We start from the raw sequence: 22,939 nt of genomic DNA, 5'->3' as shown, positions 1-22,939 counted from the left end.
ACCCCGACCCGCTGCCTGACCAGCATCTTGACCTGGTCACTCTGGCGACGACGCCACCAAGCCCGAGCCCGCGCATGCCACTACCGCACCCGAGCCGGACGACTACAACTCAGGCTGTAGTACTAGGGCACGAACAGTGCGCTCATCGACGTCTCGCCGGGATGTCCACCGGTGAGTGGATGGCCGACAAACAGCTCCGCCCCGGTGACGAGCAGCAGCGCAAGGGCGAAGACACCCAGCGCGCTCAGCACCAGACGCGGCACGCTGGGACCGTTCGTGCGCCGGGGTGTCGCGAAGGGCACCGTGCGCTGTGAGTCGGTCACGAAAAGGTAACGAGACACCCGGCCGGGTGATACGGCCACGGAGGGCTTCCGGTGGATCGCACTGCTCTGCTCGACGGTGTCCGGAGCGTCTGCACAGCCCTGCCCGAGGTGACCGAGGGCCCGACCCACGGCGCGCCCACGTGGTTCGTGCGCCGCCGCTCGTTCGCGAAGTTCGTCGACCCGGAGGACCACCACCTCGACGAGCCGCACGTCGCGCTCTGGGCCGCGGCACCATCCGGCGCCCGGCGGGAGCTGGTCGCCGCCGACCCCGAGCAGTACTTCCCGCCGCCCTTCGGCGGCCGCGACTGGGTCGCCCTCCGCCTGGATCTCCGCCCCGAGGGACCGGACTGGGAGGAGGTCCGCGAGGTGCTCACCGACGCCTACCGCCAGGTGGCTCCGCGGACCCTCGTGGCGCGGCTCGACGGGCTCGCGGGGAAGGGACCGTGATCCCGCGGCCGTGACGGCCGCGGGACCACAGTGCTCAGAGCGCGCGGACCGAGTCCGCCTGCAGGCCCTTCGGGCCCTCGCTCACCTCGAAGGAGACGCGCTGGCCCTCGTCGAGGGACTTGAAGCCGTTGCCCTCGATCGCCGAGTAGTGGACGAAGACGTCCTTGCCGCCGTCCTCGGGGGCGATGAAGCCGAAGCCCTTCTCGGAGTTGAACCACTTGACCGTGCCGTCGGACATACATCCTCTTTCGTGTCGGGCGACGGGTCGATACCCGCCCGTCGAAGCTGCCCGACTCCACGGACACGGCGAGGAAATCCCTGCTGCGGGTGGAGTCGAAATCGACTGATCCACGACGCGAACACAGCGAGGAAAAGTGACGGCAACCGTGTGGACGCTATCACGGTGGTCCGCCGCTACCGGTCCCCGCGCGGCTCGCCGTCCTGCTCGTGCGTGGCCGTCGGCGACCCGTGCCGGGGCACGCCGAGCAGCCGGCGCCGCACGTTGATCACGAGCTGCAGGGTCGCGAACGCGGCCAGGACCAGCCAGATCGAGGCGCCGACCGTCGCCACCGGTACCGCCGCCGTCGGCACGACCCCCGCCGCCGCGAACGAGACGCCGCCCAGCACCAGGCGCGTCGGCCGCTCGGCGAAGGTCACCAGGCCCACCTCCGCGACACCCGCCGCGCTCGCGCTGGACCGGATCGCCTCGTCGAGGATCGTCAGCACCGCGGCCGCCGCGCACACGGGGCCGGGGGCACCCAGGGCCCAGAGTCCGCCGATCATCGCGAGGTCGCCGACGCGGTCGACGAGCTGGTCGAGCACCCGCCCCCAGGCCGTCGCGGCGTCGGTCATCTCCGCGACGGCCCCGTCGACGCCGTCGAGGAGCGCGACGACCACGACGAGGACCGCGGCGAGCAGGGGCCACCGTCCCCCGAGTGCGGCGACGCCACCCACCGCGAGGGCGCCGACGAGGCCGACCGCGGTCACCCGCGTCGGCTGGACACCGCGCACGGCAAGGGGCGACGCGAGACGGTGGGCGATGCGCAGCCAGAGCCGCGTCAGTGGGGAGGAGCGCACGTCGTAGTCGCCGTGCGCGCGCGACCAGCGGTCGAGGTACTCCTCGAGGTCCACGCCCACCCCCTGCTCGTCCGGACGGAGACTAGGTGAGCGAGAGCTCCGCCAGTACCGGGTCGTGGTCGCTCGGCGGCGCGCCGGTGGCCGGGTCGCGGTCGCGCACGATCGCGGCGTGCTCGACGCGCCACCGTCCGCCGCCGTCACCGTCCCCGACGAGGATCCAGTCGAGGCGCAGGGGGCGCGGCCCGTGCCGCCAGCGGTGGAACCCGCGCGCCGCCGCGAAGGTGACCCCGCCGAACCCGTGGAAGGTGCCGTCGTCGGGACCCTGCTCGGCGTAGGTGTCCTCGAAGCCGCGCGCCAGGAACGTCCGGTGGGGCCCCGGACCGGGCGGGCAGTTGAAGTCGCCGGTCACCACCGTGGGGAGTCCCTCGTCGCCGAGCCGGCGCACCAGGAGCTCCGCGCTCCGGTCGCGGGCGAGGCCGCTCCAGTGGTCGAGGTGGACGTTGACGTGCCGGAACCTCGCGCCGGTGCCGCGGACCGCGAACGTCAGCCAGTTCGCGGCGCGGACGTTCTGCGTGCCCCACGACGCCGACCGCGTCTCCGGGGTCTCGCTGAGCCAGAACCCGCCGGCGTCGACGACCTCCAGGCGGCCGGGGTCGAACAGGATCGCGTTGTACTCGTGCCGCCGGCCCCGCCCTGCCGCCGGCCCGAGCACGACCTCGTACTCCCCCAGCTGCTCGCGGTACGTCGCGAAGCTCTCGGCCTGGAGCTCCTGGACGCCGACCAGGTCCGGCTCCTGCTCGCGGATGGTCGCCACGTTGTGGTCGGCCCGCAGCGACCACCGGTGCCGACCGTCCACCGGTGTCGTGAAGCCCCGGATGTTGAAAGTCATCACGCGGAGGCCGACGGGATCGCCGGTGGACATGCCTGAGTCCTCCTCGTCGACAGCGACCCGTCGACAGCGTGGCAGGCCGCGGCGTACCCCGCCCGTCTGCGGCGCACTCCCCGGGCTCCCCGGAGTTGTCGGTATCCGGTGCGACGATCCGTGCGTGACCACGTGGCGGGACGTCGAGGAAGCGGCGCCGGACTTCGCGGAGCGTGTGCGGGCCCTGTTCGAGGCGCACAAGCACAAGACGATCGCGACGCTGCGCGCCGACGGCGGGCCGCGCATCTCCGGGATCGAGACCGTCTTCGACGACGGCGAGCTGACCTTCGGCTCGATGCCGAAGGCCCGCAAGGGCGCGGACCTGCGTCGGGACCCCCGGTTCGCGCTGCACAGCGCCACGGTCGATCCCGTCGAGGGGCACGAGGCGCAGTGGCCCGGTGAGGCGAAGATCGCCGGGCGGGCGGTCGCCGCCGGGGCGATCACGGACGGCCCCGACGGCGATCTCTTCCGCGCCGACATCAGCGAGGTGGTGCACACCCACCTGAATCCGGAGGCGACCCTGCTGGTCGTCGAGTGGTGGACGCCCGCGGAGGGGCTGCGCCGGGTCGAGCGCGAGTGAGCGTCAGCGTCGCCCGGCGCTCCAGGCGTAGGGCAGCTCGGAGCCGTTGAGCACGTGGTCGCCGACGGTCTGCAGCTTGTAGATCAGCGGGTTGTGCACCGAGACCGTGCGGGCGTTGCGCCAGTGGCGGTCCAGCCGCAGCTTCTCCGAGGTGATCGACGCGCCGCCGACCTCGAAAAGCTGCGTCGTCGCGTCGAGCACCGACGGGATCACCACGGCCTGCGCCCGCGCCACGTCGAGCTCGACGCGGTCGAGCAGCTCGGCGTCCGCGCTGTCGGTGGCGAGGAGGTGGTCGAGCTGGTCGGCGACTTCGAGGACCAGCGTGCGCGCCGCGTACGCCGTGGCCGACAGCCGGCCGATCACCTGCTGCACGAGCGGGTCGTGGCGCGGGAGGTCGGCGGCGGCGTGGGTGAAGGTGCGGGTGCGGTCGCGGACCCAGCCGGCGACGTCGTCGGTGGCGCGCCGCGCGATCCCGGCGAGCACCGAGAGCTGCACCAGCTGCAGGTAGGCGGTCCCGTAGGTCCGGCCCGGCGTCCCGTACCCGGGGCCGAGCACCCGGTCGCCGGTGACGGCGACATCGGTGAACTCCGTGGTGCCGCTGGCCGTGGTGCGCTGGCCGAAACCGTCCCAGTCGTCGTGCTGGGTCACGCCGTCGGCGTCCGCGTCGACGAGCACCGCGACCCGCTCGCCATCCCGGTCGGCGGCCACGACGATGTGGTCGGAGTAGAGGCTGCCGGTGCTGTAGTACTTCGTGCCGTCGAGGCGCAGGCCGTCCCCGTGCGACGTCAGCGTGGTGCTGTACCGGTCGATCGCGCCGACGCCCGGCTCCGAGATCGCGTTGCCCACGAGCCCGCCGTCGGCCGCCGCGCGCAGCCAGCGCTCCCGCTCCGGCCCGGGCGCGGCGAGCAGCTGCTCCTCGACGAACCACCAGTGCACGCGCAGCGCCTGCGGCAGGTTCGACTCCGCCGCGGCGAGGAGGACGAGCTGGCGGAACAGCTGGCGCACCGAGACGCCGTAGCCCCCGAGCCCGGTCGGGACGCGCAGGGCCCCGAACCGCACCTCGTTGAGGGCCGCGACCTCGTCACGGGCGAGCGCACGGTCCTGCTCGCGCTGGACGGCGCCCTCGGCGATCCGCGCGAAGACGGGGCTGAAGATCTCGTCGAGCTGGTCGTCGCTGGTGGTCGACGTGCTGACCGTCGCGGTCGTGGGTGTGTCCTTTCGCGGCCGGGCGCGCGGCGACAGCCGGCGCGACCCGGGAGCACGGCTGAGGGATCGGCAGGGAGACGGATCGATCGACTCAGCCGCGACAGAGCGCGGACGCCACGCGGGCGAGGTCGATGTGACCCCGCGTCGTCAGCAGCGTCGGAGCGGACACGGGGAGGACCCTAACCCGGCGAGCCCTCGGCGGACCCCGCCGGCGATGTCACGCTGGACCCGTGAAGCCGACGGACGCCGACGCCGCGCGCATTCCGCCGCGGAACCTCGGCGTGCCGCGCGAGGCGTTCGTGGCCGTCTGGCGGGAGGCGGTGGGCCGGGCCGAGGCGGCCGACCCCGGCGACGTCGACGGCTATGTCGACGGCTATGTCGACGCCGTCGTCCACACGTGCCGATGGATGGCCGCCCTGCCGATGCGCACGGCGCTGTGCGGCGGCCAGGCACGGTCGCCGGTGACGCTGCGCGGCTGGCCCGCCCGCCCCGACCTCATCGAGGCCGAGTGGGCGGCCGCGCAGCGTCCGGACGCGTTCACCCCGGACCTGGCCGCCCGACCCGGCTGGTGCGATGGGGTCCGGGCGACGCTGGCGTGGGCCTGGTGCGGCGACGGTCCTCCGCCCCTTGCCGTTCCGACGCAGTTACTGGCTGGTATCGATCGCCAGGCGAGAGATACCAGCCAGTAACCAGCGCGAGGCCGAGGGGCGCGATCACGGCGCGAGGCGGTCGCCGTGCCGATCGCGCGGAGCCGAGGACGCCCGGGATCCGACAATTAGTTCCCGCACGAGCCCCCCGCGCCGCGCGGAGATGCCGAACACTCGGTGGGCGATGAGCTCGACGGAACCCTCGACGGAGCCCGAAGCACCGCCCGGACGCCCGCCGGCGCCGGCGTCCGGCACGTCGACACCCGCTCCCGCCGCGGCACCGTTGCTGCCGGGGAGCCCCGCGGCCCGGGCCGCGGGATGCGCGTGCTCGGTGCTCGCCAACGCGGCCTACCGCTGCGGCGCCTCGACGAGCCCGTTGATCGAGCCCACGTGCGTCGTGCACCTCGAGCCGACGTAGGAGCCCTGATGCCGCTCTCCGCAGGCGAGCCGGACGCCCCCGTCAGGTGCTGCCGCCCGCACGACCCGCCTGCCGGCGCCCGAGGGCGCGACGATGTCTGACGGTCGGGTGCCGCGTCCCCGCGATCCCGCCGACGAGTGCCCCGTCCGCTCCCCCTGGCGTTCGCCGGACTCCGTCGTGCTCGAGGTCGTGGGCGATGTCGACCTCGCGGTCGCGTCGTCGCTGCTCGAGGCGGCCGGCGAGGAGCTGGCCGGCGGTCGGCGCGTCCTCGTCCTGGATCTCGCCGGGGTGAGCTTCTGCTCGGCGAAGGGGATCACCGCGCTCATCGAGCTGCGTCAGCTCGCCGTCCGGCACAGCGCGACCGTCCGCGTCGTGCGTCCGTCACGGCAGGTGTGCCGGGTCGCGAGCCTCGTCCGGTGTGAGGACGTCCTGCACGACGACTCCGCCGTCCGGACCGAGAGCAGTCGATCGGAGGGCACTCGCTAGCCCCGCCGACGCCCCTCGGCCCCGGGCCTCCGTGTGCTCGCCGCGGTCACGATCCGACGCACTGCGCCGAAAGTGCACACCGACTGCGCGGATCGGGCGGCGAACGGTCGACGAACTGTGACGATGCGGCACGATACGTCCAGGTCGGACCGGCGTGGGGGTGACGCGATGACGCGCACGATCGGGAATCGGATCGCCGAGAAGGCGACCCAGAGCTTCGTCGGACGCGGCACCGAGCTGGCCGCGCTCGGGGACGTCCTCGCGGGTCGCCCCGACGACGGCGAGGCCCCCCTGGTCGCCCTCGTCCACGGTCCGGGCGGGATCGGCAAGACCCGGCTCCTGCGCGCCGCGCTGGCGGACCTCCCCGACGACATCGCCGTCACCCTCCTCGACGGCCGCGACCTCGAGCCGACCCCCTACGGCGTCTGCGGAGCGCTCGCGCGGGCACTCGGCCTGGTCGACCCTTCCCCCGCCGACTCCCCGACCCAGCCCGGCGCCATCGCCCGCATCGCCGCCGCCCTCGCCGTCGCGCGCCGTCACGTGGTCGCGATCGACACCTACGAGGTCCTCGGGCTCGCGGACGCCTGGTTGCGGAACACCCTCCTGCCGGCCCTGCCGGACTCGGTGATCACTGTCCTCGTCGGTCGCGACCGGCCGGCGCTCGGCTGGCACACCACGCCGGGCTGGGCGGGCGGCGTGGCGGAACGGCGACTCGGTCCGCTGTCGGTCGGCGAGGCCCACGAGCTGCTGCGGTCGCGCGGGCTCGACGAGACGGACGTACGCCGGGTGAACGACTACGCCCGCGGTCATCCCCTGGCGCTCGAGCTCGCGGCGGAGGCGACACGCCACGGGTCGGACGCCGCGGCATCGCCGGCCACGGCGGGCGGTCCCGTCCCGGAGGGTCTGCTCACCACGTTCGTCGAGACGCTCTCGCTCGACGCGACGACCGCTCTGGAGGCCGCGGCGACGACGCGACGGATCACCGAGCCGCTCCTCGCGGCGATGCTGGGCGACCGCGCGCGCACCGCCTACGAGAGCCTGCGCACGTTGCCCTTCGTGGAGAGTGCGCCCGACGGGCTCGTGCTCCACGACGTCGTGCGGGACACCGTCGGCCACGAGCTCGCGCTCCGCGACCCCGAGCTGCGCCGCCACCACCGACGCCGCGCCGCCCGGTTCCTCGCCGATCGGTCGCCGGGTCCGGGCGACGACCTCTGGCAGCGGACCGCGGACCTCATGTTCCTGATCGACAACCCGGTCGTCCGCGACGCCTGTTTCCCCAGCGCCCGAACGACCCACGTGGTGGAGCCGGCACGCCCCGACGACGGCGCGGCGATCGCCGAGATCGCCGCGCGACACGAGCCGGCGCCTCTCGCCGACGTCCTGGGCCGGTGGTGGGCGGCACACCCCGAGACGTTCGCGGTCGCCCGCGGCCCCGACGGCGCCGTCGCCGCGTTCGTCCAGATCGCCGAGATCGGCTCCCTCGACCCCGCGCTGCTCGAGGCCGACCCCGTCTCCCGGCGCTGGCTCGAGCACCTGGCCGCGGACCCGCCCGGGGCCGGCGAGCGGGTCCTGCTGATGCGGCGCTGGCTCGGCCGGGAGACGGGCGAGCTGCGCTCCGCGCCCGTCTCGGCGTGCTGGCTCGACGTCAAGCGCACCTACATGCAGTGGCGCCCACGCCTGCGTCGCCTGTACTCGGTCGTCGTCGACCTGGCGCAGCTCGGCCCGATCTTCCTCCCGCTCGGGTTCGCCCCGGCCGGTGCCGCGGTCGAGGTCGACGGAGCGGCCCACCAGCCGGTCTGGCTGGACTTCGGGCCCGGCAGTGTGGACGGCTGGCTGGCCGGTCTGGTCGACACCGAGACGGACTCGGCGACCGGGTCCCTCCTCTCCGGCCGCGAGCGGCAGGTGCTCGGGCTGATCGCCGACGGGCTCTCCAACCGCGCCATCGGTGCGCGGCTCGTCATCAGCGAGAAGACCGCGGGTCGTCACGTCGAGAACATCTTCACGAAGCTCGACGTGCACACCCGCGCGCAGGCCGCCCGGTACGCCGCCGAGCACGGGCTGCTCGGGATGGGGTGATCGCCCGATGCGGGGGTGGCCGCCTCGTTCCTAGCGTCGAGGTGTCCCGAACGCCCGATGCCGGAGCCGCCACCATGATCGATGTCCTGAGCCGCCTCGACGAGGTCAAGCAGAAGACCGCCGCCGCCCTCACGGCCGTGACCGAGGACTCCGGTGCGTCGCCGGTGCTGGTCGCCGTGGTCCGGGAATTCGACGCGAAGGCCGCCAAGGCCACAGCGGCATCGGACGGTGCCTCGCGGGACGCCGTGATCGAGCTCGAGCAGGCCGCGGACAGTGCCCGCGTGGCCGCGGCGGCGGAGACGGGGCTGGGCGGGGGCGCACGCGACGTCGTCGAGGACGCCCACCTCGCGATCTGCGTGCTCAAGACCGAGGTGTGACGGCGGTGTCGGAGCAGGACCGGTTCCGCGCCGCCGCCGACCTGGCCCTGCGACGCTATCCGGGACCCGTCGGCGAGCTGATCCACCGCGAGCTCTCGGCCTACGCGACGTTCGGCCGCCAGTTCACCACCGACGTCGACACGCTGATCCCGCACCTCGCGACGCACGTGCTGACGGGGGCGACCCACGACTCCGTCTCGCACTTCGGGCGGCCCGCGCCGGGTCCGGTGCTCTGGCCCAGTCCGCGATAGGGCTCGTCCCGGCCCCCGGATCGGCGAATACTCGGACCGGCCGCAGGTGGGCTCGCCGGAGGACCGCGCGGCGCGGGAGTCCGCATGCGCCGACCGTCGAGCACCGGGTGGCCCCGCTGGGCGCCGTTCTCCGACCGCTCCCCCCGCCGCCGGCTGTTCCTCGTCGTGCTCACCGCCGTCCTGCTCGCCACCACCGGCGTCGTCGCCCACGCCGTGGCCCGCGAGTGGGGCGTGCCGCCCACCGCGGACCCGTCCGACAAAGGCACCGTCCTGCTGATCCCCGGCCACGGGAGCCCCCGCGGCGTGCTCGAGGGGTTGGCCGCCCGGCTGCGGGTCGTCGGGCGCCCGAGCCGCGTCATGACGATGCCGGCGGACGGCACCGGAGACCTGCGCGGTCAGGCCGCCGCGATCGACGACGCCGTCCGCGCGCTGCTGCGCCACGGGGCGTCGACGGTCGATCTCGTCGGCTACTCCGCGGGTGGGGTGGCGGCGTGGCAGTACCTGCGGACGGGGCGGACGGCGCCGGCCGTGCGCCGGCTCGTCACCCTCGGGTCGCCGCTGCGCGGGACGGCGATCGCCGCCGCGGCCACGGCGCTGACGCCCGAGTCCTGCCGGGAGGCGTGCCACCAGCTCGTACCCGGCAGCGCCCTGCTCACCGAGCTCGCCGCCGGCCCGCGCCCGTCGATCCCCTGGCTGTCGGTGTGGACCGACGCCGACGAGGTCGTCGATCCCCCCGACTCCGCGGTACTGCCCGGCATCACCGCGATCCGGGTGCAGTCGATCTGCCCCTCGGCGAGCACGCAGCACTCGTCGCTGCCCGGTTCCCGGCTGGTGATCGGCCTCGTCCTGCGGGGCCTCGGGACCCGCCCGCTCCCCCGGCCGACCACCGCCGACTGCGAGACCCTCCAGGCCGAGGGCGTCGGCTGGCCGGTGCTCGTCGGGACGGAGTGAGGCGCGACCGGGTGAGGCCCGTCAGCGGCGGGCGCCGAGCCACTCCGCGATCACGTCGGCGACCTCGTCGCGGGCGCCGCCGGGACTCAGGAAGTAGTGGTCGCCGGTCAGGGAGACGACCCGCCGGTCGTCGGCGCCGAGGCCCTCGAGCATCGCGCGGGCGTCGCCGGGGAAGACGCCGGTGTCGCCCCGGGCCTGGATCACCAGCGACGGCACCGTGACGTGCGGGAGGTGCCGCGCCGCCTGGCACTCGGAGGTCTCGAGACTCCACATCGACAGCCACGACCGCAGCGTCGAGACCATCGCGATCCCGTGGACGCCGTAGTTCGCGGCCTGCGGGTCACCCCGGTAGCACCACGTGGGCCGCCGCTCCGAGGGCTCGATCGACGGGTCGATCATGCGGAGATCGGCCCAGGTGCGGTACAGGGTGAAGAGGCGGTCGTCGGCGCGCGTGGACCTCAGCCGGCCCAGCTCGGCCTTGACCCACGCCGTGACACGGTGGTTGCGGGCGCGCTGGGCCTGCCGGTAGCGCGCCTGGAACTCCTCGTCGAACGGCGGGCCGTGGGCGGGGTCGTAGGGATCGAGCGACGGGTCGCAGGCGGCCGGATCGGTCTCGTCGATGACCGAGGCGTCCATCCACGCGGTGAGGACCTCGGGACGTCCGGTGTGCGCGGCCAGGGAGACGAACAGGTCCCCCGGCGGCAGGTCGCCGATCGCGTCCGCCGCGGCGAGCGAGGACGACGTGACCGTCCCGGCCACGGCCTGGGCCTGGTAGGCCGCCATCAGCGAGCCGCCGCCGGAGTTGCCCAGCAGCACGACCTGCTCGACCCCGGCCTCCTCGCGCAGCCAGCGGACGCCGACCCCGATCTCGGCGACCGCGTGGTCGAGCAGGAAGTGCATGCCGTTGCCGCGGAAGCGGGTGTTCCACCCCAGGAACCCGTAGCCGCGGGCCGCCAGGTAGGGCGCGAGGTAGTGCTCGGCGAAGTCCACGTCGTAGTGCGCGGCGACGACCGCCACGCGCGGACGGAATCCCGCGGGGTGGTGGTAGAGCCCCTGACAGGGATGACCACCGGCGCCCGCCCGCGGGGCCAGCGGCGAGACGGCGGAGACGAAGTCCCGCTCGACACCGGCCGGGACGGTGCTGGTCACGGCGCCACCGGTCACGACGCGAGCGCGCCCCGCGCCGCCCGGATGGGCGCGGCGTGGGCGGAGTCCAGGTACTCCTCGATGCGGCGCACCCGCCCGTCGGCGATCTCCAGGTACATCGCCGCGGGCATGCGGACCTCGGTGCCGTCGGGCAGGCGCCCGCACAGCGCGTGCTGCTGAACGACGCCGCCGTCGACCACGTGCCGGCGGGCGACCTCGTAGCGGAAGCCGTCGACGACCGCGTGGAGGCCCTGCAGCACGGCGAGCGTGCCGGCCACGCCGCGCTCGGTGCCGTCGTTGAGCCACATGACGGCGTCCGGGTGGTAGAGCGCCTCCACCGTCGCGAAGTCGCCGGCCTCCAGCGCGGCGAAGAAGCGGGCGACGACGTTCTCGGCCGGAGTGCTCACAGAGACGCCGGCACGACGCGCTCGGCGGCCGTGCGCGGCACGTGCGCGACGTCGCCGGGGCCGAACGTCCGCGTCCAGCAGGCGAACTCGAGCAGCGCGCCGTCGGGGTCGGTGAAGTAGAACGACCGGACGAACACGCCCTCGTGGAACGACTCGGCGACCCCGCGCGGGCTGTCGTCGTGGTCGAGGATCGGCGTGCAGTCGACGCCCTTGGCCTGCAGCTTCTCGTAGTACTCGAGGAACTTGGCCTCCGGCACCGTGAACGACACGTGGTTCATCGCGCCCACGGCGTTGGCCAGGTCGACCTCGCCCGGACGCCCCGCCGGCGCGGAGATCCCCGGCACCGCGTCGGGCGCGTGCGGGAACCAGAAGAACGCCAGGCAGTCCCCGCCACCGCAGTCGAAGAAGAAGTGCTGGCCCCGTCCGCCCGGCAGCTCGATCGTCTTGACCAGCGGCATGCCCAGCACGCCGCTGTAGAACTCGACGGTGCGCGCCATGTCGGAGCACACGAGCGCGAGGTGGTGGATGCCCTGGAAGTCGAACTCGCTGTTGGCACTACCCATCCCACCGAGACTAGGGACACATTCCGGGAGTCGGAACCCTTCTCTGCGTGATGGGAGAACCACCGTGCTCGAGAGCCGCCCCCTGGGGACCCTGACCATCACCGTGCGCGAGCGGCTCGTCGAGGACGGCCTGCCCGCCGGGCGCCGTGTCCTCGGCGAGGTCGGCGAGTGCGTCTGGGACGGCGACCGCGTCCGCGCGCGCCAGCAGGGCCACGCCGGGCACGACTGGATGACCGTCGCCCCCGACGGCACCTGCCACGTCGACGCCCGCATGGCTTTCCGCACCGACGACGACGCCGTGATCTTCATGCGCTACGGCGGGCGCGCCCGGCTCGCCGACGGCGTCCCGGTCGACCTCGTCGTCGCCCCGACCTTCGAGACCGCCGATCCGCGCTACGCCTGGCTGAACACGGTGCAGGCCGTCGGCCTCGGCCATCGCGTCGGCTTCGACCTCGTCTACGACCTCAGCGAGGTCGTCCCGCCCTCCTGATCAGGCGCCCGTCCACGGGTGGAGCGCGCTGCGGTGGAACACCAGCGGGCCGTGGCCGTAGACCTGGCGCAGGTCGTCCCCGGCCAGGGGGACCCGGATCCTCTCCGGGCCCGGCGTCATCGTCGCGGTCACGCGGACGCCCCGTACTCGACGTGGGCCCGGACGGCGGCGTCGGTGACCCAGCCCTTGCCCCGCGCGTAGTCGATCATCTTCGACCACTTCTCGTCCCAGCCGGGCTCCCGGGCGTCGGCACGGGCACGGGTCCGCAGGGTCTCCAGGTCGAGGAGGGCCTCCCCGCCGGGGTCGAGACGCCCGATCCCCGATGCCCGCAGCGCGGCGTCCGCGGTGCCGGAGGACAGGGAGGTCGCGACGTGGAGCCGGGTGCAGTCGTCGGCCTCGACCACGTCGGCCGAGGTGGCGGACAGCGAGACGATCACGGATCGGGCCTCTCTGCGGGTCAGGCCCGCGGTCGTTCGTCCACGACCCGGCGGGCCTTGAACGTGGTCTCCGGCAGGGTCCCGGGCTCGAGCAGGGACACCGGCACCCGGATCTGGAGGCTGCGGCGCAGGGCGTCCTCGATGCGGCGGACCAGCTCCTCCCGGTCCCGCAGCTCGCCCGACGCGCGTGGCGTCAGCTCGGCCTCGACCGTCATCTCGTCGAGGGCGCCGATCTTGCCCACCCGGATGCGGAACTCGGGTCCGAGCTCCGGGACGGTGCGCAGGCCGGTCTCGACGGCGCTGGGGAACACGTTCGCGCCGCGGATCACGAGCATGTCGTCGAGGCGGCCGAGGATCCCCTCCGGCAGGCGCGGGTAGGTGCGTCCGCACGGGCAGGGGTCGGTCGCGAGGTACGTCTCGTCGCCGGGAGCGAACCGGATCATGGGCTGCGACGCGCGCCAGAGGTGCGTGTAGACGACGGCGCCGCGGTCGCCGACGGGGATCGGGGCGCCCGGGTCGTCGGCCGCGACGACCTCGGTGAACACCTCGTCGGTGATGAGGTGGGTGCCGGTCCCGGCCTCGCAGCCGACGCTGGTCTGGAACGGGTACATCTCCGAGGTGGAGCCCGCGTCGCTCGCGATCGCGCCCCAGCCCTCCTCGATGATCTTGCGGGTGCCCGGGAGGCTGCCCCCGGGCTCCCCGCCCACCAGGATCCGGCGGACGCTGCTCGCGGCGAGGTCGAGGCCGAGGCGCTCGGCGACCGAGAGCAGGTGGATGCAGTAGGAGGGCGTGGCGCTGAAGACCGTCGAGCCCAGGGTCGTGATCAGCTCGAGATGCCGTTCGGAGTCGGTGACGCCGAGCGGGAAGACCGTGGCGCCGATGCGCTCGGCACCCTGGACGACGCCCCACCCGCCGAAGAAGAGCCCGAACGGGAAGCCGACCTGCACGAGGTCGTCGGGCCGGATGCCGGCGCACCACTGCGCCATGGCGTGCACGTCGGCCGCGCGCTGCCAGTCACCCTTCGAGACCGCGTACATCGTCGGCGTCCCGGAGGTGCCCGACGAGCCGTGGATGCGGGCGATCTGCCCCGGGGCGAACGGCGGCGTGTAGCTGCCGAACGGCGGGTGCTCGCGCTGGTCGGCGATCAGCATCTTCTTGGTGATCACCGGGACCTTGGTGGTGAAGTCCTCCACCGAGCGCACCTGGTCGGGGTGGAACCCGTGGGCGTCGTAGTGGCGCCGGTAGAACGGGAGCTCGCTGTACGCGTAGTGCAGCTGGTGCTGCATGCGCTCGAGCACGATCCGGTCGCGCTCGACCGGATCGCGGGTCTCGCGCTCGGCGTCCCAGAAGCGGGGGAACCCCCGGTCGTCGAGGGCCTCGCCGCCCGCCTGCGGCCGCGCCTCGGTGGTCACTGTCCCGGCCGCGCGACGAGGCCCTGCTCCTCGGCGACGTCCCAGTAGGAGTGCAGTCCCCGGACGTGCTGGCCGCCGTCGACCGGGATGAAGTGGCCGGTGATCCGACCGGCCTGCGGGGACATCAGGAACAGCGCGATGTCGGCGATGTCCTCCGGCTCCTGGTGCCGCGGCGGGCCGACCAGGGTGCGGTCGAGGAACTCCTGGCCGATCTGCCCGACGGTGAAGCCGGCCCCCAGCGGCGTGTTGACGGTGCCGGGACCGATGGCGTTGACCCGGATGCCGTGACGCCCGAGCTCGCCGGCGGCGACCTTCGTGAAGTTCATGACGCCGGCCTTGGCCGCGCAGTAGTGCCCGAGGCCGTCGGTCGCGGCGATGGCGTTGAGCGACGAGATGTTGACGACCGTGCCGCCCTGTCCCGCGGCGAGGGCCCGCCGGCCGAACGCCCGGGTGCACAGGAAGGTGCCCTTGAGACAGGTGTCGACGATGAGGTCCCAGTCGTCCTCGGCGGTGTCGACGATCAGGGCCAGCGACGCGGTGCCGGCGTTGTTGACCAGGTGGTCGACCGTGCCGAACCGGCTCTCGGCGAGGTCGAACGCGGCCTCCACGTCGGCGGCGACGGACACGGAGCCCTCCGACCAGGCGAGGCGGTCGCCGCCGGCGAGCTCCTCGCCCGCCGCCTTGATGTTGGCCGGTTCGATCTCGAGCCCGACCACGTTCGCGCCGCCGTCGAGCAGCGCCCGGGCGATGCCCTTGCCGATGCCGCTGCCGGCGCCCGTGACCAGGGCGGTCTGTCCGGACAGGTCCACACTGACTCCTTCGCTCGGTCGGGAGGACGGGCAGGAGGTCGCGCGGGACCGGTGCCCCGGGGGGAGGAGGCACCGGTCCCGCGCTGCACCGGCGTGGTCAGCCGGCGCTGCCCTTGGTGTTCCAGCCGCCGTCGACCGGGAGGATCTCCCCGGTGCAGAACGCGGCGTCGTCGGAGAACAGGAAGGCCGCCGCCGCGGCGATGTCCTCGGGCGTGCCGAGGCGCGGGATGATGTGCGCGGCCTCGAAGTTCTTGCGCATGCCCTCGGTGATGCCGGCGAGGATCGGGGTGTCGATGGTGCCCGGGCAGATGCAGTTGATGCGCACGCCCCGCGGGCCGTACTCCATCGCCGCCTGCTGGGTCAGGCTCACGACCCCGCCCTTGGCCGCCGAGTAGGCCGCGAGGTTCTCCAGGCCCTTGAGCGCGGCCATCGAGCCGATGTTGACGATGCTCCCGCCACCGTGCTCGAGCATGCGCGGGATGGCGGCCTGCATGCCCAGCCAGACGCCGCGCAGGTCGGTGCCCACGACGTGGTCCCAGCCGATGTCGTCGAGGTCGACGACGTTGTCGGGGCCGAAGGTGTTGGTGACCCCGGCGATGTTGCCGAGCATGTCGAGCCGACCGTGACCGCCGATCGCCTCGTCCATGAGACGTTTCCAGTCGTCCCGCTGGCGGGTGTCCATGACGATGTGGGTGGCCTGCCCGCCGTCGGCGACGATCTGCTTGGCGGTGGAGTCGTCGTCCTGCAGGTCACCGATGATCACGGTGGCGCCCTCGGCGGCACAGCGCAGCGCGACCGCGCGGCCGATCCCCTGCACCCCGCCGGTGATGACCGCGACCCGCCCTTCGAGGCGGGTGATCCCAGGCGCCATCAGGCGATGCCGAGCGCGACGTTGGCCATCTTCTGGCGGCGGGCCATGCGCTGGTTCGCCTGGAACTGCGGCATCACGTAGCGGGCGAACATCTCCAGGGAGCGGTTCCACTTGTCCGTCGTGACCCAGTCGCGACAGTTGATCAACAGCGTGCCGAAGCCGCCGGTCTCCTCCTCCAGCTCCTTGAGCTGGCGGGTGCAGTCCTCCGGGCTGCCGACGATCCAGGGGATGTTCTCGACCATCCAGTCGAGCGTGAGGTCGGCGTCGGTCATCCCGTCGCCGATCTTCATCAGGGCACCGAGGCCGAGACCGAACAGGTAGTCGTAGGAGCGCTTGACGCCCTCGCGGATGTCGCGCAGCGCCTGGTCCTTGTCGTCGGTGACGTAGACCTCGCGCACGATCCGCCAGTTCTCGCGGGTGACGGACTCGGCGATGCCGGCACGGTTGCCCGCCTCCAGCATCGCGGCGCCCATCGCCTTGAGGTCCGGGGCGTCCATGTACGTGCCGTTGTCGGTCGGCGCGAAGTGCACCGACAGCGGCTTCCAGCCCTTCTCGCCGCACTTCGCGTAGTTGTGGGTGCCGGTCAGGCCGGCGATCGCGAACGGCGGGACGTCCTGGTACGGGCCGACCTGCAGCTGGCGGTCCTCGTACTTCCAGTACACGCCCTCGTAGCTGACCGGGTCCTCGGAGGTCAGCAGCTGCCAGATGATCTCCAGTGCCTCGTTGGTGCGTGGCGAGGCCTCGGAGGGCTCCAGCCCGAACAGCGCCTTGTCGGTGGGCAGCCCGCCCCCGCCGAAGCCGTACTCGAGCCGGCCGTGGGTGAGGTGGTCGAGGAAGGCGAGGCGCTCGGCGACCATGAACGGGTCCTGGTAGGGCAGGTTCACCACGCCCGTGCCGAGCCGGATCCGGTGCGTCAGCGCCGACGCCTTGGCGATCATGAACTCGGGCACCGGGACGTTCTCGAAGCCGCCGGTGTGGTGCTCACCGATCCAGAACTCGTCGAACCCGAGTCGCTCCGCCTCGACCACCGCAGCGATGTCGCGGTCGTAGGACAGCGTCCAGTTCTCCTGCGGCGGGTGCTCCGGCATCGTGAAAAAGCCGAACTTCATCGATCGGTTCCTCCTGCTCGACTCGAGCGCGCACGGTGGGCGAGGGGCTCGGCGTTGGCAAACTTCGGTTTGCCATCGGCGTTGCGCTCACTGTGGTCCGGCTCACCAGCAGTGTCAAGAGCGGTAACGACTAGGGGAGCCAGACCGCGTTGCGCCCGACCAAACCTCCTGCGCCGATGGTTGTTAACCGACCATCCGTTTGCTTACATGGCCGCCAGTCGAGACCAGGAGTGTTCATGTCCTCTCCTACGGGCGCCGATCCGCGCCCGGAGATCCACCGCACGGCCGACGGCGACTGGGTCGTCGCGGGGCGGCGCTGTCGTGCCTGCGCCGAGCCCGTGGCCTACGCCTGGCCGCGGTGCCCGGCGTGCGGCGCCGAGGTGGAGGTCGCGCACTTCGGTCCGCGCGGCACCGTCTGGAGCAGCACCGTCGTCCGGATCGCCGTCCCCGGCCACACCCCGCCGTACGCGCTGGCCTACGTCGACCTCGACGACGGGCCGCGGGTGCTCGCGCACGTCGCGGGCGACGAGCCCGCCCCGATCGGCGGCGCGGCATGGCTGATCGGCGCCTCGGACGACGGCGACCTGCAGGTGGAGGTGGCTCGATGACCGTCGCGGTGGCCGGTGTCGGCACCTCGCACTTCGGGCGCCAGCCCGATCGCGACCTGGTGGGGCTGGCGTGGGACGCGGTGAGCGAGGCGTTCGCCGACGCCGGGGTGGACGCCGTCGACGCGGTCTGGGTCGGCACGGTGTTCGCGCCGGCCGGGGTCGCCCAGCGCGTGCTGCGGGCCATGGGCATCACCGGTATCCCGGTCCTGACCGTGGAGAACGCGTGCGCCAGCGGGACGACCGCGTTCGTCGAGGCGCACGAAGCCGTCCGCACCGGGCGCTACGGGCGGGTCCTGGCGCTCGGCCTGGAGCAGATGAGCACGGCGTTCGCCGGCGCCATCACGCCCGAGACCACCGACCCCGAGGGACGCGCCGGGCTCGCCATGCCCGCGATGTACGCGATGAGCGCCGCCCGCTACCTGCACACGGGCGCGGCGACCCCCGAGCAGCTCGCCGCGGTGTCGGTGAAGAACCACGCGCACGCCGTGCACAACCCGCGCGCGCAGTACTCCGGGCGCTACACCGTCGACGAGGTGCTGGCCTCGCGGATGATCGCCGACCCGCTCACGCTCCTGCAGTGCTGCCCGACCTCCGACGGGGCCGCGGCCGCGGTGCTCACGGCGGCGGACGGTGCGGCCGGCGAGGTCGTCGTCCGCGGCGCCGCCCTGCGCAGCGGCGCGCCCTGGAACCACCGCTCCCCCCACGTCTGGGGTCACGACATCGTCGCCGACACCACCCGCGACGCGCTGGCCGACGCCGGCCTCGACGCCGTGACCGACGTCGACGTCGTCGAGGTCCACGACGCCTTCACGATCGGCGAGATCGTCACCACCGAGGCCCTCGGCCTCGTGCCGCCGGGCGACGGCGGCAAGGCCGCGGCCGGCGGCGTCACCGCACTGGGCGGCGCGCACCCGGTCAACCCGTCGGGTGGGCTGCTCTCCCGCGGCCACCCGCTGGGGGCCACCGGGCTCGCGCAGCTCGCGGAGATCACCTGGCAGCTGCGCGGGCAGTGCGGGGCCCGGCAGGTCGAGGGGGCGCGCCTCGGGCTGGTGGAGACCATGGGCGGCGGGGTGTCGGTGCTCGACGGCAACGCGTGCGTCGTGACGGTGCTGGAGGCGCGGTGACCACCCAGCAGACCGACCTCGGCAACGCGGACCTGCTCGGCGACGAGGCGGTGGCCGACCCCTACCCGCTGCTCGCCGCCCTGCGCGAGCACGACCCCGTGCACTGGAGCGCGAAGTACCGCTCGTGGTTCGTCACGCGGTACGACGACGTCGCCGCCGCCCTGCGCGACGAGCGCTTCTCCTCCGACCGCATCACGCCCTACCGCCGCGCCAAGCTCGACGGCCCCGACGCCGATCCGGGCGTGCGCGCCGCGTTCGGGGTCCTCGAGGGCTGGATGGTGTTCAAGGACCAGCCCGACCACAAGCGCCTGCGTCGCCTGCTCAGCCGGGCGTTCACCCCGCGCGCGGTCACGCGGATGACCGCGACGGTCGAGGACATCGCCGCGGAACTGCTGGACGGGATCGTCGGGCGCGGCACCGGCGACGTCGACCTCATCGGCGACTACGCCTACCCCCTGACCGCCTCGGTGATCGCCGACATGCTCGGCGTACCGCGCGAGGACCGCGAGCAGTTCAAGGACTGGTCGGACCAGATCACCGGGCTGGTCTTCGGCGGGATGGGCGACGCCACGCGGCACGCCGTCGGCGCCGAGGGGATGGCCGACCTGACCGCCTACCTGGCCGACCTCGTCCGCGCCCACGAGCGCGACCCGGCCGACGACCTGATCTCGGCCATGATCAGCGCCCGCGACGACCGCGACGCGCTGAGCCACGACGAGGTCATCGCGACCGGGGTCCTGCTGCTGTTCGCCGGTCACGAGACGACGACGAACCTCATCGGCAGCGGGCTCCTCGCGCTGCTGGCGCACCCCGCGCAGCGCCGGCTCCTCGACGCGCGCCCCGATCTCGTGGCCGGGGCCGTCGAGGAGGCCCTGCGCTTCGACGGCCCGGCGAAGACGGTCGCGCGCGTGATGGGCGACGACGTGGAGCTGCGCGGGCGCCGGCTGCGCCGCGGCGAGCGGGTGTTCCTCTGCCCGTCGTCGGCGAACCGCGACCCGGAGGTGTTCGACGCCCCGGACACCTTCGACGTCACGCGGGAGAGGTCCGGTCAGCTCGGCTTCGGGCTCGGGATGCACTTCTGCCTGGGCGCGCCGCTCGCCCGGCTCGAGGCGTCGATCGCGATCCCGCGCGCCCTCGCCCGGCTGCCCGAGCTCCGGCTCACCGACGAGCCGCTGTCGTGGCATCCCGTGCTGCTCTCGCGCGGCATGCAACGCTTCCCGGCACGGTTCACGGCCCCCTGAGGAGTTCCCCATGCCCCGCCCCAGCCGCTGGCCGGAGATCCTGCAGGCCGCCGGCCAGGAGTTCCGCGAGCACGGGTACGAGAGCGCGACCCTCGAGGGCATCGCCACCCGCGTCGGGATCCTCAAGGGCAGCGTCTACAACTACGTCGACAGCAAGGAGGACCTCCTCCTGGCGGTGGTCGAGCAGCCCGCCCGCGCCCTGCTCGACGAGCTGGAGCGCCTGCTGGCCGACACCGACAGCGGCGTCGCGGTCCGGCTCCGCGAGCTGGTGCGCATGCAGGTCCGGATCTTCAGCGAGTACTACCCGGCCGCGTTCGTCTACCTGGAGCACCTGGGACGCCTCGAGCAGTCGGCCCGGTTCGCGGAGTTCCGGCGGATGGACGCCCGGTACATGGAGGCGGTCGAGGCCCTCGTGGCCGAGGGCGCAGCGTGCGGCGAGTTCTCCCTGGCGGCCGAGCCGCGGATCGTCGCCCGCGCGATCGTCGGCATGATCGACTGGATGCAGCACTGGTTCACGCCGCACGGCGAGGAGGCGGACATCCGCCTCGCGGACCAGCTGTTCGCGCTGGCCCTGGGCGGGCTCGCGGCCGGGGGCAGCATGCGCGCCATGCTGGGCGCGCTGCCCGATCCGCTGGTCGCGGGGTCGACGTCGTGACCCCCTTCCGCCTCGACGGCCGCGTGGCGGTCGTGACCGGGGCGTCGTCCGGGCTCGGCGCCCACTTCGCCGCGGTCCTCGCCCGCGCGGGCGCGGACGTCGTCGTGGCCGCCCGCCGGTCGGACATGCTCGCGGCGGTCGCGGCGGCGGTGGAGGCCGAGGGCCGGCGCTGCCTCGCCGTGCCCACCGACGTCACCGACGCCGCGCAGTGCGACGCCCTGATCGACGCCGCGGTGGACGGGCTCGGCGGTGTGCACGTCCTGGTCAACAACGCCGGCACCGGCTACGGGGGCCGCAGCGAACGCGACGACCCCGCGCGGGCGGCCCGCCTCCTCGAGGTCAACCTCCTCGCCGCCTACCAGATGGCCGCCGCGGCGGGCCGGGCGATGATCGCGGCCGAGGCCGGCGGCTCGATCGTCACCATCTCCTCGGCGCTGGCTCTCGCCACCACCGACGTGCCCCAGGCCGCCTACTCGGCGTCCAAGGCCGGGCTGCTCGGGATGACCCGCGACCTGGCGCGCCAGTGGGCCCGCCACGGCATCCGGGTCAACGCGCTGGCCCCTGGGTTCTTCGCCTCCGAGATGACCGCCCCGCTGCTCGCCCACGAGCGCGGCGCCGCGAGCGTCCACGCGGCCACGCCGCTGGGCCGCGTCGGCCGCCTCGACGAGCTCGACGGGCCCCTGTTGCTGCTGGCGTCCGACGCCGGGTCCTACATCACGGGGAGCACGCTGACCGTCGACGGCGGCATGGCCATGCACTGATCTCAGGGAGGCTTCGTGCGGACGACGCTGGGCGCCGAGTTCACGGCGGCGTTCGACCGCTATCGCGACCGGACCGCCGTCGAGTTGGGCGGGCGGAGCTGGACCTTCGAGGATCTCGATCGCTGGTCGGCGGCTGTGGCCGGCCAGCTGCTGTCTCGCGGCGTCGAGCCCGGCGACCCGGTGGCGCTCCACCTCGGCAACGGCGTCGAGTTCGTCGTCGTCGACGTGGCGGTGGCGCGTCTCGGCGCGGTGAAGGTGCCGGTCAACCCGCTGCTGCCGGCGGACACGGTGCGCTACATCGTCGCGAGGACCCGGGCGCGCGTGGTGGTCGTCGACCCGGCGCTCGGCGTGGAGCTCCCGGACACCACGGTGATCCCCGTCGGCGACCTCGCCGGCCCCTCGGGCGCGCCCGCGCCCCCTCCCCCGGCGATCAACCCCGACGCACGGGCGGCGATCTACTTCACGGGCGGGACGACCGGGCGCCCCAAAGGCGTCGTGCACACCCAGGCGTCGGCCGTCGCCCTCCAGTACGCGCAGATGCTGGAGGCCGAGATCGTGCAGGACGACCGCCTGCTGCTGACCACGCCGCTCGCCCACGCCGCCGGCCTGTTCGCCCAGTCCGCCCTGCTCCGGGGTGCCACGAGCGTCATCGAACCCGGCTTCGATGCCGATCGGGTGCTCGCGGCCCTGCGCGACCGCGGGATCACGTGGACCTTCCTCGTCCCGACGATGCTCTACCGGCTGCTCGACACGCTCGACGCGCCGGAGCGGTTCGGGCTGCGGACGGTCGTCTACGGCGCGGCGCCGATCACGCCCGGCCGGCTCGCCCGCGCCCTCGAGGTGTTCGGGCCGGTGTTCGTCCAGCTCTTCGGGCAGACCGAGTGCCCGAACTGGGGCACCCGGCTGGCCAAGGACGACCACGACCCGGCCCGTCCCGAGCTGCTCGACTCGTGCGGGCGCGCGTCGATCATGGCCGACGTGGCGATCGTCGACGACCGCGGCGACCCGATCCCGACCGGGGAGACCGGCGAGGTCTGCCTGCGCTCCCCGTACGTCCTCGAGGGCTATCTCGACGACCCGTCGGCGACCGCGGAGAAGTTCCTCCCGGGCGGCTGGATCCGGACCGGCGACGTCGGGTTCCTCGACGACCTCGGCTACCTGCACCTGCGGGACCGGCGCGCGGACATGGTGATCAGCGGCGGGATGAACGTCTACTGCAGCGAGGTGGAGAACGTGCTCGCGGCCCACCCCGCGGTCTCCCAGGTCGCCGTCATCGGCGTGCCGCACGACGACTGGGGCGAGGCCGTGCACGCGGTGATCGTGGGTGCGGTGGACGTCGACGAGGTCCTCGCCTGGTGCCGGGACCGGCTCGCCGCCTACGCCCGCCCGAAGACCGCCGAGGTCGTCGACGACCTCCCGGTCACGCCGTTCGGGAAGGTCGACAAGTTGGCGCTGCGGGCCCCGCACTGGGCCGGGCGGGAGCGGTCGATCGGCTGACCCGGCACCTGCTCACCCGACGGGGACGGGCACGGCCGTACTGTTGGT

At 73.6% G+C, this 22,939-nt stretch carries 31 protein-coding genes; 16 read left to right on the top strand and 15 right to left on the bottom strand.

Features of this window, described 5'->3' with window-relative positions:
• Window positions 1–122: 122 nt before the first annotated feature.
• Complete coding sequence (locus QSK03_RS30110; RefSeq protein ID WP_285659284.1) at window positions 123–323, bottom strand: hypothetical protein; 201 nt, start codon at window positions 321–323, stop codon at window positions 123–125.
• A gap of 51 nt (window positions 324–374) precedes the next feature.
• Between QSK03_RS30110 and QSK03_RS30105 the strand changes: the two genes are divergently transcribed.
• Complete coding sequence (locus QSK03_RS30105; protein WP_285659283.1) at window positions 375–770, top strand: MmcQ/YjbR family DNA-binding protein; 396 nt, start codon at window positions 375–377, stop codon at window positions 768–770.
• Window positions 771–804: 34 nt separating this feature from the next.
• Here QSK03_RS30105 and QSK03_RS30100 read toward each other — a convergent pair whose 3' ends face one another.
• The 3 genes from QSK03_RS30100 to QSK03_RS30090 all read right to left on the bottom strand — a co-directional run bounded on the left by QSK03_RS30100 (window position 805) and on the right by QSK03_RS30090 (window position 2,769).
• Entirely contained in the window at window positions 805–1,008 is a 204-nt protein-coding gene (locus tag QSK03_RS30100) for a cold-shock protein (RefSeq protein WP_285659282.1), read from the bottom strand.
• Between the two features lie 176 nt (window positions 1,009–1,184).
• A complete protein-coding gene (locus QSK03_RS30095; RefSeq protein ID WP_285659281.1) occupies window positions 1,185–1,907 on the bottom strand; it encodes a CDP-alcohol phosphatidyltransferase family protein in 723 nt (240 codons plus the stop codon).
• A 22-nt stretch (window positions 1,908–1,929) separates the two neighbouring features.
• Window positions 1,930–2,769, bottom strand: a complete 840-nt coding sequence (locus QSK03_RS30090; RefSeq protein ID WP_285659280.1) for an endonuclease/exonuclease/phosphatase family protein — start codon at window positions 2,767–2,769, stop codon at window positions 1,930–1,932.
• 124 nt (window positions 2,770–2,893) lie between these two features.
• Between QSK03_RS30090 and QSK03_RS30085 the strand changes: the two genes are divergently transcribed.
• Window positions 2,894–3,349, top strand: a complete 456-nt coding sequence (locus QSK03_RS30085) for a pyridoxamine 5'-phosphate oxidase family protein (protein ID WP_285659279.1) — start codon at window positions 2,894–2,896, stop codon at window positions 3,347–3,349.
• Between the two features lie 3 nt (window positions 3,350–3,352).
• On the opposite strand, the gene QSK03_RS30080 is transcribed toward QSK03_RS30085, so the two are convergent.
• Window positions 3,353–4,408 carry an acyl-CoA dehydrogenase family protein gene (locus QSK03_RS30080; RefSeq protein ID WP_285659278.1) on the bottom strand — a complete coding sequence of 352 codons (1,056 nt, stop codon included), beginning with the start codon at window positions 4,406–4,408 and terminating at the stop codon, window positions 3,353–3,355.
• Window positions 4,409–4,646: 238 nt separating this feature from the next.
• Entirely contained in the window at window positions 4,647–4,724 is a 78-nt protein-coding gene (locus QSK03_RS33305) for a putative leader peptide (RefSeq protein WP_352232075.1), read from the bottom strand.
• A gap of 61 nt (window positions 4,725–4,785) precedes the next feature.
• Between QSK03_RS33305 and QSK03_RS30075 the strand changes: the two genes are divergently transcribed.
• From QSK03_RS30075 to QSK03_RS30045, 7 genes are all read left to right on the top strand, one after another.
• Complete coding sequence (locus QSK03_RS30075; protein WP_285659277.1) at window positions 4,786–5,244, top strand: hypothetical protein; 459 nt, start codon at window positions 4,786–4,788, stop codon at window positions 5,242–5,244.
• 142 nt (window positions 5,245–5,386) lie between these two features.
• Window positions 5,387–5,620, top strand: a complete 234-nt coding sequence (locus QSK03_RS30070; RefSeq protein WP_285659276.1) for a hypothetical protein — start codon at window positions 5,387–5,389, stop codon at window positions 5,618–5,620.
• A 93-nt stretch (window positions 5,621–5,713) separates the two neighbouring features.
• Window positions 5,714–6,106 carry an STAS domain-containing protein gene (locus QSK03_RS30065; protein ID WP_502872237.1) on the top strand — a complete coding sequence of 131 codons (393 nt, stop codon included), beginning with the start codon at window positions 5,714–5,716 and terminating at the stop codon, window positions 6,104–6,106.
• A 168-nt stretch (window positions 6,107–6,274) separates the two neighbouring features.
• The gene (locus QSK03_RS30060) at window positions 6,275–8,182 is read left to right on the top strand and encodes a helix-turn-helix transcriptional regulator (protein WP_285659274.1); all 1,908 of its coding nucleotides are present in this window, start codon (window positions 6,275–6,277) and stop codon (window positions 8,180–8,182) included.
• Between the two features lie 74 nt (window positions 8,183–8,256).
• Window positions 8,257–8,559 (top strand): hypothetical protein, encoded by a 303-nt coding sequence (locus QSK03_RS30055; RefSeq protein WP_285659273.1) that lies wholly within the window; start codon window positions 8,257–8,259, stop codon window positions 8,557–8,559.
• 5 nt (window positions 8,560–8,564) lie between these two features.
• The gene (locus QSK03_RS30050) at window positions 8,565–8,810 is read left to right on the top strand and encodes a hypothetical protein (protein ID WP_285659272.1); all 246 of its coding nucleotides are present in this window, start codon (window positions 8,565–8,567) and stop codon (window positions 8,808–8,810) included.
• A gap of 84 nt (window positions 8,811–8,894) precedes the next feature.
• Window positions 8,895–9,761 (top strand): esterase/lipase family protein, encoded by an 867-nt coding sequence (locus QSK03_RS30045; protein ID WP_285659271.1) that lies wholly within the window; start codon window positions 8,895–8,897, stop codon window positions 9,759–9,761.
• 21 nt (window positions 9,762–9,782) lie between these two features.
• Here QSK03_RS30045 and QSK03_RS30040 read toward each other — a convergent pair whose 3' ends face one another.
• The 3 genes from QSK03_RS30040 to QSK03_RS30030 are packed head-to-tail and all read right to left on the bottom strand — an operon-like array spanning window position 9,783 to window position 11,877.
• On the bottom strand, window positions 9,783–10,910 hold the full coding sequence (locus tag QSK03_RS30040) for an alpha/beta hydrolase (protein ID WP_285659270.1): 1,128 nt from the start codon (window positions 10,908–10,910) through the stop codon (window positions 9,783–9,785).
• An 11-nt stretch (window positions 10,911–10,921) separates the two neighbouring features.
• Entirely contained in the window at window positions 10,922–11,314 is a 393-nt protein-coding gene (locus QSK03_RS30035; RefSeq protein ID WP_285659269.1) for a nuclear transport factor 2 family protein, read from the bottom strand.
• Entirely contained in the window at window positions 11,311–11,877 is a 567-nt protein-coding gene (locus QSK03_RS30030; RefSeq protein WP_285659268.1) for a VOC family protein, read from the bottom strand. Before QSK03_RS30030 ends, QSK03_RS30035 begins: the two co-directional genes overlap by 4 nt.
• Before the next feature lie 64 nt (window positions 11,878–11,941).
• On the opposite strand from QSK03_RS30030, the gene QSK03_RS30025 reads away from it, so the two are divergent.
• Window positions 11,942–12,367: a DUF3237 domain-containing protein gene (locus tag QSK03_RS30025; RefSeq protein WP_285659267.1), complete on the top strand. Its 426-nt coding sequence runs from the start codon at window positions 11,942–11,944 to the stop codon at window positions 12,365–12,367.
• Here QSK03_RS30025 and QSK03_RS30020 read toward each other — a convergent pair whose 3' ends face one another.
• The 6 genes from QSK03_RS30020 to QSK03_RS29995 form a co-directional block, all read right to left on the bottom strand.
• Window positions 12,368–12,499 (bottom strand): hypothetical protein, encoded by a 132-nt coding sequence (locus QSK03_RS30020; RefSeq protein ID WP_285659266.1) that lies wholly within the window; start codon window positions 12,497–12,499, stop codon window positions 12,368–12,370.
• Window positions 12,496–12,804, bottom strand: coding sequence for a hypothetical protein (locus QSK03_RS30015; protein ID WP_285659265.1), 309 nt, complete (start codon window positions 12,802–12,804; stop codon window positions 12,496–12,498). Before QSK03_RS30015 ends, QSK03_RS30020 begins: the two co-directional genes overlap by 4 nt.
• Before the next feature lie 20 nt (window positions 12,805–12,824).
• The gene (locus QSK03_RS30010; protein WP_285659264.1) at window positions 12,825–14,216 is read right to left on the bottom strand and encodes a phenylacetate--CoA ligase family protein; all 1,392 of its coding nucleotides are present in this window, start codon (window positions 14,214–14,216) and stop codon (window positions 12,825–12,827) included.
• Window positions 14,213–15,025: an SDR family NAD(P)-dependent oxidoreductase gene (locus QSK03_RS30005; RefSeq protein WP_285659263.1), complete on the bottom strand. Its 813-nt coding sequence runs from the start codon at window positions 15,023–15,025 to the stop codon at window positions 14,213–14,215. The genes QSK03_RS30010 and QSK03_RS30005 overlap by 4 nt, the downstream gene beginning before the upstream one ends.
• 97 nt (window positions 15,026–15,122) lie before the next feature.
• On the bottom strand, window positions 15,123–15,896 hold the full coding sequence (locus tag QSK03_RS30000) for an SDR family NAD(P)-dependent oxidoreductase (RefSeq protein WP_285659262.1): 774 nt from the start codon (window positions 15,894–15,896) through the stop codon (window positions 15,123–15,125).
• The gene (locus QSK03_RS29995; protein WP_285659261.1) at window positions 15,896–17,005 is read right to left on the bottom strand and encodes an LLM class flavin-dependent oxidoreductase; all 1,110 of its coding nucleotides are present in this window, start codon (window positions 17,003–17,005) and stop codon (window positions 15,896–15,898) included. Before QSK03_RS29995 ends, QSK03_RS30000 begins: the two co-directional genes overlap by 1 nt.
• Window positions 17,006–17,241: 236 nt before the next feature.
• Here QSK03_RS29995 and QSK03_RS29990 point away from each other — a divergent pair, with 236 nt between their 5' ends.
• Genes QSK03_RS29990 through QSK03_RS29965 form a run of 6 tightly spaced genes read left to right on the top strand, consistent with a single transcriptional unit; the run spans window position 17,242 to window position 22,891 of the window.
• Window positions 17,242–17,613: a Zn-ribbon domain-containing OB-fold protein gene (locus QSK03_RS29990; RefSeq protein ID WP_285659260.1), complete on the top strand. Its 372-nt coding sequence runs from the start codon at window positions 17,242–17,244 to the stop codon at window positions 17,611–17,613.
• A complete protein-coding gene (locus QSK03_RS29985) occupies window positions 17,610–18,737 on the top strand; it encodes a thiolase family protein (RefSeq protein ID WP_285659259.1) in 1,128 nt (375 codons plus the stop codon). Before QSK03_RS29990 ends, QSK03_RS29985 begins: the two co-directional genes overlap by 4 nt.
• Entirely contained in the window at window positions 18,734–19,978 is a 1,245-nt protein-coding gene (locus QSK03_RS29980; protein WP_285659258.1) for a cytochrome P450, read from the top strand. Before QSK03_RS29985 ends, QSK03_RS29980 begins: the two co-directional genes overlap by 4 nt.
• A gap of 10 nt (window positions 19,979–19,988) precedes the next feature.
• Window positions 19,989–20,633 carry a TetR/AcrR family transcriptional regulator gene (locus tag QSK03_RS29975; RefSeq protein WP_285659257.1) on the top strand — a complete coding sequence of 215 codons (645 nt, stop codon included), beginning with the start codon at window positions 19,989–19,991 and terminating at the stop codon, window positions 20,631–20,633.
• The gene (locus tag QSK03_RS29970; RefSeq protein WP_285659256.1) at window positions 20,630–21,394 is read left to right on the top strand and encodes an SDR family NAD(P)-dependent oxidoreductase; all 765 of its coding nucleotides are present in this window, start codon (window positions 20,630–20,632) and stop codon (window positions 21,392–21,394) included. Before QSK03_RS29975 ends, QSK03_RS29970 begins: the two co-directional genes overlap by 4 nt.
• A gap of 15 nt (window positions 21,395–21,409) precedes the next feature.
• Window positions 21,410–22,891 carry a class I adenylate-forming enzyme family protein gene (locus QSK03_RS29965; protein ID WP_285659255.1) on the top strand — a complete coding sequence of 494 codons (1,482 nt, stop codon included), beginning with the start codon at window positions 21,410–21,412 and terminating at the stop codon, window positions 22,889–22,891.
• Window positions 22,892–22,939 lie beyond the last annotated feature (48 nt).

Origin of the sequence: Actinomycetospora sp. NBRC 106375, from assembly GCF_030269665.1 — a bacterium.
Classification (GTDB): domain Bacteria; phylum Actinomycetota; class Actinomycetes; order Mycobacteriales; family Pseudonocardiaceae; genus Actinomycetospora.
The sequence above is the reverse complement of the archived record's forward strand: the minus strand, read 5'-3'. Positions and strand labels throughout refer to the sequence as shown.

Coding starts and splice junctions, on each gene's coding strand:
- QSK03_RS30070 (WP_285659276.1), top strand. CDS start 5,387: ATGAGCTCGACGGAACCCTCGACGGAGCCCGAAGCACCGCCCGGACGC.
- QSK03_RS30030 (WP_285659268.1), bottom strand. CDS start 11,877: ATGGGTAGTGCCAACAGCGAGTTCGACTTCCAGGGCATCCACCACCTC.
- QSK03_RS29995 (WP_285659261.1), bottom strand. CDS start 17,005: ATGAAGTTCGGCTTTTTCACGATGCCGGAGCACCCGCCGCAGGAGAAC.
- QSK03_RS30065 (WP_502872237.1), top strand. CDS start 5,714: ATGTCTGACGGTCGGGTGCCGCGTCCCCGCGATCCCGCCGACGAGTGC.
- QSK03_RS30100 (WP_285659282.1), bottom strand. CDS start 1,008: ATGTCCGACGGCACGGTCAAGTGGTTCAACTCCGAGAAGGGCTTCGGC.
- QSK03_RS29975 (WP_285659257.1), top strand. CDS start 19,989: ATGCCCCGCCCCAGCCGCTGGCCGGAGATCCTGCAGGCCGCCGGCCAG.
- QSK03_RS30055 (WP_285659273.1), top strand. CDS start 8,257: ATGATCGATGTCCTGAGCCGCCTCGACGAGGTCAAGCAGAAGACCGCC.
- QSK03_RS30045 (WP_285659271.1), top strand. CDS start 8,895: ATGCGCCGACCGTCGAGCACCGGGTGGCCCCGCTGGGCGCCGTTCTCC.
- QSK03_RS30060 (WP_285659274.1), top strand. CDS start 6,275: ATGACGCGCACGATCGGGAATCGGATCGCCGAGAAGGCGACCCAGAGC.
- QSK03_RS30000 (WP_285659262.1), bottom strand. CDS start 15,896: ATGGCGCCTGGGATCACCCGCCTCGAAGGGCGGGTCGCGGTCATCACC.
- QSK03_RS29985 (WP_285659259.1), top strand. CDS start 17,610: ATGACCGTCGCGGTGGCCGGTGTCGGCACCTCGCACTTCGGGCGCCAG.
- QSK03_RS29990 (WP_285659260.1), top strand. CDS start 17,242: ATGTCCTCTCCTACGGGCGCCGATCCGCGCCCGGAGATCCACCGCACG.
- QSK03_RS30090 (WP_285659280.1), bottom strand. CDS start 2,769: ATGTCCACCGGCGATCCCGTCGGCCTCCGCGTGATGACTTTCAACATC.